The organism is Corynebacterium kozikiae (genome assembly GCF_024580965.1).
Classification (GTDB): Bacteria; Actinomycetota; Actinomycetes; order Mycobacteriales; family Mycobacteriaceae; genus Corynebacterium; species Corynebacterium kozikiae.
Genome location: NZ_JANIKJ010000012.1, coordinates 59,455 through 69,173, shown reverse-complemented (window position 1 = coordinate 69,173; position 9,719 = coordinate 59,455). Strand labels below are relative to the sequence as shown.

Sequence of the window (9,719 nt, the reverse complement as noted above, 5' to 3'; positions counted from 1 at the left end):
GTTTGGGGTTGGGGTGCTGGTGAGGGGATCTGAAACCTTAACACTGACAGTGGGTGAAAACTGGGGGGAGAGGGGTGCGGCGCGCAGAAAGCGTTAAGAATTGCGGAGGTGCTGCCAGTTTCCTGAAAATTCTCAGGTTTATTGTCGCGTCGTTGTCATGTCACCGAAAAGCCACCTATCAAAAAAAATTTATTTTTATAAAGGTATACAATTCCATGGGGGGGGGGGTGCTATCAGGGAAAAATCTCTTGCATGCAATATATATTGGTGAAATTTGCGCGAGTATGCATATTTGTTGAACATTTTTCAAAAAAGTTAGCTCGACCTTTCCTGTGAAAACCTTTAACGTGGTCTGCAACCTCTTTTCAGTTGGAGGTTTACAGGTTCCTATCACCTCCCGCTTAGGGAGTGGTGTGTATCGGGTGGATTCTGGGCCGACGAAGAATGCGCTCAGCCCGCCGAAGGCCCGCCGGTGATGGGATTCCTTGCAAGTTTCCACTGCAAGGTTCATCGATCAAGCCCCTCTGGGGCCCATGTCCAAGCTTGAAGGATTCACTACATGACCAATCGCTCCCTCAAGGTGCGCTCCGTTGCATCCGCAGCGATCCTCGGTGTGGCACTGTCCACAGCCGCCATTGGCGCTCCAGACGCATTCGCACAGACCGCAGGCCAGGCGGCTAATACCGCATCCGCAAACGATTCCACCATTACCCAGTCCACGGGTACCCTGACCATTCACAAGAAGGGCGACCCAACCACCACCGGTACCCCAACCGGCAACATTGACCCCAACGTAACTGGTGAAGACCTCGCGAACGTGGGCTTCACAGTGACCCAGGTGACCGGTATTGACCTCAAGACCAACGCTGGTCTGGCTGCAGCAGCAAACCTTACGGTTGCTCAGGCCCAGGCTCAGCGCGGCACCGCACGGACTGAGATCACCAATACGTCCGGCACCGCGGTGTTCGACAACCTGCCAGTTGGCGTGTACTTGGTAGAAGAAACCACCCCTGCGCCTGGCTACACCCCAGCTGCACCGTTCCTGGCATTCGTGCCAATGACCCAGGGCAACGCTGGCGCTCAGGGCACCACCTGGAACTACGATGTTCACGCGTACCCGAAGAACTACGAGAAGACCCAACCGGTCAAGACCGTTGTGGACAATAACCAGAACATCGGCGATACCATCGAGTACAACATTAATACCGTGGTTCGCACCATCGCTGAGGGCAAGCGCCTTGCTTACTACTTCATCAGCGATACCCTGGACGTGGCTAACCTCGATGTGCCAAACGCTGAGATCGCTGTGAGCATCGATGACGCAACTGCAATTGAGGGTGTGGACTACACCCTGACCAAGGATGACGCCACCGGTCACGTGCTGGTTCGCTTCACCGCAGACGGCTTGAAGAAGCTCAAGACCGGCACCAAGGTGAACGTGAACATCAAGGCAACCAAGATCACCAACGGTGAGGTGCTGCCAAACACCGCGATCGAGTACGAGCCATCCAAGCCAGAGTTCGATCAGGACGTAGATTCTGACGAAGAGCCACCAACCACTCCTCCAACCACCCCACCGAACAACCCTCCTTCGGTGTATGAAACCCCAATCGTTGTAACGTACTTCAGCGAAGTGGAGTTCAAGAAGGTTGATGCCAACCGTGCAGCATTGCAGGGCGCTGAGTTCCAGCTCCTGCGCACCGCCGCCGGTGACAAGACCTGTGAAGACAGCATGGATGCTGAAAAGGGCCAGGGTTCTTACCTGGTGAACGGCTCCCTGAATGACAACCCAACCCCTGTGCAGACCTTCGTGTCTAACCAGGAAGGTCTTGTGAACATCTCCGGCCTGCACGTTACTGACTTCGCAGATAACGCTGATGTTCCAGAGGGTGAGCAGACTGTGTACTGCCTCTACGAGACCAAGGCTCCAGCAGGCAAGGAACTGCTTTCCAAGCCACTGAGCTTCACCCTCGTGAAGGATCCAACCCAGACCCGGACCATCACCCGCAACGTCGTGGTGTATAAGACCGATGCTCAGGGCAATACCACCCAGGAGACTGAGCAGCGTACCCACACAGTTGCGGTGTACAACCCTGTATTCCTCCAGGTGGGTGACAACGCTGGTGAGGTTGTGAACCTCGATGACACCACCCCGAACCTGCCACTGACCGGTGGCCTCGGCGTGGGCATCCTGGCCGCAATCGGCGCTGGCATTGTTGCCGCAGGTGCGTACTTCGCACGTCGTTCTGCACAGCAGAGCTAATTCCCTCTTGTAGGGCCGCCCGCTACCCCAAGCGCGGGGTATGCGGGCTTTGAACTTCCAAAACACAATTTCACACCCCTGTTGAAGGGGAACCTTTTGCCGCCTGAACGCAGGCGGCGCACATGATTGGGAAAGCTAGTGACAACCATCGAACAACCACGAACCGCCAATGGGCAGCAGCAGAAGAAGAACCTTCGGTTGGCCTCGCTGCTGGTGATCATTGGCATGTTGGTGATGTTGTACCCGGTGGTTTCCACTGTGCTGAACAATTACGGCACTACCAAGGCCGCCCGGGAGTACGCCGAACTGGAGCAATCCTTGCCGCAGGAAGTCAAGGATCTCGCCTGGGAGGAGGCGCACCGGTACAACGAGGAGCGCTCCACCGGCCCAATTCTGGACCCGTGGTTGCAGCAGGTGCGTGAAGACAACCCGGACTACTCCGCCTACTTGGAGCAGCTCAACCTCACGGACGCCATGGCCCGCATGGTCATCCCGTCCATTAACGTGGATCTGCCCATCTATCACGGCACTTCTGAGGAAACCCTCCAAAAGGGCCTGGGGCACCTCTATGGCTCTGACCTGCCCGTTGGCGGCGAGGGCACGCACTCCGTGATTACCGGCCACACCGGCCTACCCAACGCCACGATGTTTGACAACCTGAAGAACGTGGAGGAGGGTGATGCCTTCTATGTGCAGGTAGCCGGCCACAAGTTGAAGTATGAGGTGGACCAGATTCAGGTGGTGCTGCCGCATGAAACGGATAGCCTGCGCGCCGAGGAGGGCAAAGACTACATCACGCTGATCACCTGCACCCCCTACGGCATCAACTCACACCGCCTTTTGGTTCGTGGCCACCAAGTGCCGCTTGAGGCCAGCGACCAGCAAGTGTTCGAGCAGAGCTACGCCCCCGGCATGCAGTGGTGGATGTGGGCGCTGATCGCCGCCGTTTCCCTGGTTGCACTGGCCTTCCTGTGGTGGCTGCTGCGCACCCGTAAGAAGGCCCGCACTGTGGAGATTGAGGAAAGGTAACAGAGGATGCGCTTGACTCAACGCCTCGCCGCAGCGGCACTGGTTGCGGCTTTTGCTTCCGCGTCGCCCGCGGTCACGCAAAGCTCCGCCGCTCCACTCGTGGGCATGACCGGGGTGAATACGCAGGGAGAGGGTACGAACAACCTCAAGATCACACTCACCAAGGGCACGGCTGCCGACGGCACCCCGTCCGAAGGCAGCGTGGTTGGAGTAACTATCGTGGCCAAGCGGCTCGCGGGCATCATTCCCACTGATCCCCAGTCCATGGACAAGGTGAACAACGCGGACTTCGCGGAGGTGCTCACCTGGCCCACTGATCACACCATTGAGGTGGCAACGGACACCCAAGGCTCCGTCTCCCTAAAAGATCTCCCCAACGGCGTGTACGTGGTGACCTCAATCCCAGCCCCAGGTGTGCGCGAGGTCAATCCCTTCCTCGTGGCCGTGCCGTTCCACACCGGTGAACAAGGCGAACAACTTGAAGGCGTGATCCTGGCAAAACCTCGTGACTTCAATCCGCCGCCGCCAAGCATCACGCCCCCACCACCAGCAACCACCACCACGCCTCCGCCGGCGAGCACCCCGGAACCACCAGTTCCCAACGAGCCACCAACCCAAAGCCGCGTACCGGGACTGGCCATGACAGGTGCTCAGGTGATTGCAATCGTAGCGGCAGCGGCCGCCATGATCCTGCTTGGCGGATACCTACTCATTGCTGGCAGAAGAAGAAACTAACACCCAAGGAAAGGAGATGAACATGACCGTGAGCACCAACACACGCAAGAAGAACAGCAACGCAATCATCGCGGTGCTGCTCATCGTGCTTGGCCTCGGCGTGCTCCTTTACCCAGTGGTGGCAACACAGCTCAACAACTTCTCCCAAGCAAAAGCTGCCCGAGATTACGCCAAGCTGGAACAATCTGCGCCACAAGAAGTGCTTGACCTGGCGTGGCAAGAAGCGCACCTCTACAACGAGCAACGCTCCTCAAGCGGCGGCATCATGGATGCCTGGAATGACCGTGCCGACGAAACCTCCGAGGCCTACCAGCGCTACCTGGAATACCTCTCCCAACTGGCAGATACCGACGCCATGGGGCGCATCATCATCCCAGCCATTAACTCAGATCTCCCCATCTACCACGGCACCTCCGAGGACTCCCTGGGTAGGGGAGTGGGCCACCTCTACGGCACCGACCTCCCCGTAGGTGGCGAAGGGCGCCACTCAGTGCTCTCCGCACACACCGGCCTCCAAAACGCCACCCTGTGGGACAACCTGGTGAAGCTGAAAGAAGGCGACGCCTTCTACCTCTCCGTAGCGGGCCACAAACTGAAATACCAGGTAGACCAAATCAAAGTGGTGGAACCCCACGTCACCGAAGACCTGGTGAGGGTGGAGGGCCAAGACTACATCACCTTGGTCACCTGTACCCCCTACGGCATCAACACCCACCGCCTGTTGGTGAGAGGGCACCAAGTACCACTCGACCCGGCAGAGGAAAAGGTATTTGATCCCTCCAACGGCATGCAGTGGCAGTGGTGGATGTGGGTCATCGTGGGGGCGTCGGTAGTGATCATCGCACTGCTCGTGTGGTGGCTACGGCGCCTCAGAAAACCACAACAACAACGAACCGAAAATTCGATCCCGAGGAACACCTAAAAGGACAATGAACATGGCAAAGACATTCACTGCCTCCACCGGCAGCAAATTCCTGGCCCTTGTTGCCGCCTTAACGATGCTTCTCGGCATCGCAGTTTTCGCCCAAACCCCCAGTGCGCAGGCGCAAACCGAGCAGCCGTTGAGCGTTTCCTCGACCACAAACGTGGCTGCTCGCACAGCTTCTATGCGTGTGTACTCAACTAACATCCTTGAATCTGGTACCGTTACCAAGCTCGTTGTTACCCAGCCGGGCACGATGGCGCCTACGATTACCGCGCATTACAACGAGGTTGTGATTGGTGGTCAAACTCTCCTCTCTGGGGACATCACCCAGTACTCTTCGTGGAATGCCGCAGAACGAACCTGGACGATTTCTTTGCCAGTACCCGTTTCGGTCACCGCAAATACTCCAGTTTCTTTGACGCTGCAGTGGAGAGCGTCAATATCGACCGCACAGGCATCAGCATCGGCGCTGACCGTATTGGGCACCAAACCCGTAACCACCCCGCCACCACCGCCAACTACCGCCGAACCAACCCCACCCACCACTGCGGAGCCCACTCCGCCCACCACTACGGAGCCCACTCCGCCAACGACAACTGAACCAACCCCACCTACCAATCCTACGAACCCGCCAGCCGCATCTGAACCCACGACCATCACTCCTGGTGTGGTAAATGTTCCACTGCCAATCAGCAACCAGCTTGGCACCGACGGCACTCTGGTCACCTTGGATGCGTTGATCTCTGCAGATCCAACGCTGTCTCAGGCCACCATCAAGATTGATCGGACGCCTACCAACGGCTCGAAGATGACGAACATTCAGTCCGTCTTCCTGGATGGAGTGGCGCTCAGCCCAAGTGAATACACGCTGTCCTCAGATGGGCAATCCATCACCATCACCATCAATGGGCGTCCGATCACGGATAGCACCTCTCTCCGTGTCGTTCTTCGAACTGACAAGATGGATGCCGCGGCGACCTATACGGCTACTGTTTCCACAAATCAGACGCAAACTTTCCCGCCGCTTAATGACCCAAGCCGGTTCTTGAACAACAACGAGACACTGCTGAACACCTCCGTAACAGGCACGACGTGTACGGCTACCTCCACCACCCTGAATGTTTCCATTAATAATGAACTGACAACGCCGAGGAAGGAAATTGGTTCCTTCATCATCCGCAACATCAACGGAGCTGTAGCAGATGGTGCAAGTTTGTCCACCAACCCAAGTGATTACACCATTCGAGGTGTACTTCCGGGTGCCACGAACTTGGTGGTGCGTGAGGTAGATGTAATTGAAAAGGCCAATGACTCCATTGTCACTGCCGTCCGAGTTTGGTTCTCCCTTTCATCTTCCCCCACGTCATTCCATCAAATTACGCGTAATCCGCAGACTTACACGATTAGCGGTAATTTCCGTCGAGGCGGTTCTTGCCCACAAGAGGGCAACTATGAGGTGTATGGCGCAACTCGAATTCCTGCAGGTTCCGGATATAACCCCGGCACGCCAACGCCCGCGATCCCTACTCAGTGTGTCCGAAACTCCAACATTGAATGGATGAGTAATGGCTCTGCGGTGGTGCCGCGTTTGGCACCGCGTGAATTGACGGAGGAAGAAATTAGCCGTGGTAGCGCCGCCTATGTGGTTGTTGGTGTGCCCAGCAATGAGTACCGAACCTCGTCACAATTGAGCTACCAGTTGAATGCTGCAACCAACTTCCAAAACATCGGCCCTCGCACGGGCTGGGTGTACAACGCATTGGCATACAACCCACAAGACAATTGGCTGTATGCAATTAGCCAACCCCGCTACCCAGATACAAGTGAGGATCCCTGTTTCCCAGCCGGGCATTTGCTTCAGATCGATCCGGTTACCGGTGAAGTCCACAACCTTGGAAAGGTAACTGGTTCAGGCCCATCTGGCTATGGCTTTGGTGGTGTATATCTAACGCGAGAAAACAATGATCTGTGGGGTGGCATCAACGTTGGTTTCATTGACCAGCAGGGTGTTTTCTGGGTGACCAACAGTTCAATTTCCGGAACCGGCGTGATGTACCAAGTGGATATCAGCGCTGTCACCGCACAGGCCATGGATCCGGTCAAAGCCTTCGGCTCCACAGGTGCTCGGTCTTATAACAGTCCCTGGACAGTAGCTTCAGAAGACTTTACGCTCTTGCCATTTTCCGATGGCCAATACGCGTGGGGTCTTACGAGCCGAGACACCTCTGGAAACAATACGACCAGGACTTACATGGAACGCCTCAACTTAGCTACCGGCCGGGTTGACCGATTTGACGTCACCAACCTGACCAACGACTTCGGTCAGAGGATCCCCCAGCTTAAGATCTGGGGTAAGGCATGGTTCTATGGCAACGGCAACCTGGGTTTCGGTACTGGTAGTAGTGGTGCAGACGTAAACCTCGTGCAGATTAGGGTCACAAATCCTACTTCTTCCACACCCACATTCCAATTGGTTACGGTGCGCAACAATGCGCCTACGGGTTACAACACAGATGGCGCTGCAGTAATTGTTCCGGTTCGCCCAGATTTGGAGCTTAAAAAGGACTTCATGACGGTACAAAATGGGCGCGTCAATTGGCGTATCACTCTGACCAACAGGGGTCCAGGGACGAGTTCGGGTGCTTTGGTTGAAGACCTCCTGAACACTGCATTTGGCAATGTGCGCTTAGACTCCATTTCTGCCTCAGACCCGCAAACTAGATGGTCGCAAACTCTGAACGGTAACAACTTCCAGGTGAACTTCGGTGTGCTGCCCGAAGGGGCAACGGCAACCATCTGGGTGAGCGCTACTTCTCCAACAGTGAATAGCTGTATTGAAAACGTATCTACTGTCACCGGCCTTGATATTGATCTGAACATTGCCAACAACACCGCGAGCGACCATCGCTGCTCGGTAAACGTGCAAAAGAATGTTGTGGATCAAAACGGTGATGGTGTTATCACCGGAGAAGATGGGAATCTGCGGAATGCCGACGGCACCTTTGCGCTGGAATATGACCTGGTAGTTTCTGGTCCAAACAGCGGCTTCACGCAGGCATACACTTTGGTAGACGTTCCGCAGTTTACTCACACAGTAGAGGTTCTAGGCGCACAGGTAGTGTCTGCCACCTCTCAAAACGGAAATGCGAACAATGTACTGCCGCCGAGGGTTCAGGGACGCACATTCACCGTTCCCGTGCCAGCCGATGGATGGCAGATTGTGACCACCCAAGATGGTGCGAGGGTGAGTCCGGGCACAACCCATACCTACCGCATTCGCGTGAACTACCGGATTACTGGTGATCTCAACGCCCCGAACGCAAACAAGGAATGTGAAGCAGGCGTGCCGAACGGTGGTCTTTACAACACCGTGAAGATTACTTCCGGTGGCATCACCACAGAGGACAATGACTGTGCGCCTTTGACCACCGATGATGGTGTGAATCTGGCAGTGGAAAAGGTAGGTTATTCCGCAGAGGGCTCATCTACGGGGCCAGTGGTTGAGCCAATCATTGAAGGTGTGGAGTTCACCATCTTCGGTACGGATGCAAACCTTGGTTTGGACCAGGATCAGGTTGTCACCAAGATGAGCACTCGCCTGGCAAAACCAGGTGATCCTGGCGCCGGTTACTACACAGCCGCCTTGAGGCCGGACACCTATTACTACTTGGTGGAAACTAAGGCCCCAGCAGGATACAACTTGCTGGCTCAACCAGTGTTGTTCAAGATTGTGTGGGATGCCCAAGGCATTCAAAGGGTGAAATTCTATGACTCCAACACTCAAGCCGAACTTCCAAATGGTGATGGGTTGGTTGGCATTTACGCCAACGGCACCCGAGACTCCGCAGCGGTTGCATTCATGCAGGTAGCTGACGTTCGAAAGGGTGACCTCCCACGCACTGGCGGCCTGGGCTTCGGTCCGTGGGTGGCGCTCGGTCTGGTGATCGCAGCACTGGGAGCAGTGGCAGTGCGTAGGGCTTAAGGCCTCACCACTTGAATATCGCGCAAATGCCTGTAGAACGTAGCGCTTTCTACTGGGCGTTTGCGCGATACGCCGTCTACCACCACCCGCAACTCTTTGCCGCCGGCCTGCAACGCACGCCCCGCGAGCACCTGGTCACTCACTAGGTTCGCTGGTACTGTGCGCAACAACTTGCGCCGGGGGCTGCCGCCGGAAATCAACGGGGCGGCAAGCAAGCCGGGCGCATCGAGCATTGGTACCAACCGCGCACCATAATTGCCCAACGCACGCTTCTTGCCCTCCTCAAACCCCGCGGTCAGGCGCTGTGAATCCACAATGATCTCACCATACAACTCCGTGCCATCCCACGTTCCGATGGTGGCCTCGCCTGCTACGGCGGTGCCGGCGTCGTCACGGATGAGCGGCGTGGGCTTTGTCGGAGCTTCCCGCAGAAACTCCGCACCCGGAACACCCCAGCCCACCGCCAAGGGGGAGGTGGGGTCAATCGGCTCGTACGCAAACTCCACCCAGCAAGCATCCGCGCGCATGAGGAAGGTGAGTACGGCGGAGGCGGCGGCGTCGGAACCCTTGACGACGACGCGCAGCGGGTGCTTGAGGAACGGCTCCTGCGGCGCGGGACGGGGAGTTTCGAGGTGTTCAACGTTGGGGGACTGGGCAATTTCCTTCAGGCTGGGGGTGGGGTCCTCCGGCAAGGCTTGATCGATGTGTGGGCGAAGCGATTTCAGATCGCGCTGGGAGGGCACGGTGCGGCCGAGGTCAAGTTCATACAGCATGGTGTGTAAAAT

General features: G+C 56.6%; 6 protein-coding genes. 5 read left to right on the top strand and 1 reads right to left on the bottom strand.

All coding sequences use genetic code 11. The annotated features are described in order from the left end of the window. Window positions 1-559 precede the first annotated feature (559 nt). From NQ018_RS08245 to NQ018_RS08225, 5 genes are all read left to right on the top strand, one after another. Complete coding sequence (locus NQ018_RS08245; RefSeq protein WP_257060273.1) at window positions 560-2,263, top strand: SpaH/EbpB family LPXTG-anchored major pilin; 1,704 nt, start codon at window positions 560-562, stop codon at window positions 2,261-2,263. A 138-nt stretch (window positions 2,264-2,401) separates the two neighbouring features. Continuing rightward, the gene (locus NQ018_RS08240; RefSeq protein WP_257060271.1) at window positions 2,402-3,292 is read left to right on the top strand and encodes a class C sortase; all 891 of its coding nucleotides are present in this window, start codon (window positions 2,402-2,404) and stop codon (window positions 3,290-3,292) included. 6 nt (window positions 3,293-3,298) lie between these two features. After that, window positions 3,299-4,027 carry a hypothetical protein gene (locus tag NQ018_RS08235; protein WP_257060267.1) on the top strand — a complete coding sequence of 243 codons (729 nt, stop codon included), beginning with the start codon at window positions 3,299-3,301 and terminating at the stop codon, window positions 4,025-4,027. A 22-nt stretch (window positions 4,028-4,049) separates the two neighbouring features. Next, window positions 4,050-4,949, top strand: a complete 900-nt coding sequence (locus NQ018_RS08230) for a class C sortase (protein WP_257060266.1) — start codon at window positions 4,050-4,052, stop codon at window positions 4,947-4,949. A gap of 13 nt (window positions 4,950-4,962) precedes the next feature. Continuing rightward, window positions 4,963-8,934, top strand: a complete 3,972-nt coding sequence (locus NQ018_RS08225) for a DUF6923 family protein (RefSeq protein WP_257060265.1) — start codon at window positions 4,963-4,965, stop codon at window positions 8,932-8,934. Here NQ018_RS08225 and NQ018_RS08220 read toward each other — a convergent pair. Next, complete coding sequence (locus NQ018_RS08220; RefSeq protein WP_257060264.1) at window positions 8,931-9,707, bottom strand: hypothetical protein; 777 nt, start codon at window positions 9,705-9,707, stop codon at window positions 8,931-8,933. The genes NQ018_RS08225 and NQ018_RS08220 overlap by 4 nt on opposite strands. Between the last annotated feature and the right edge of the window lie 12 nt (window positions 9,708-9,719).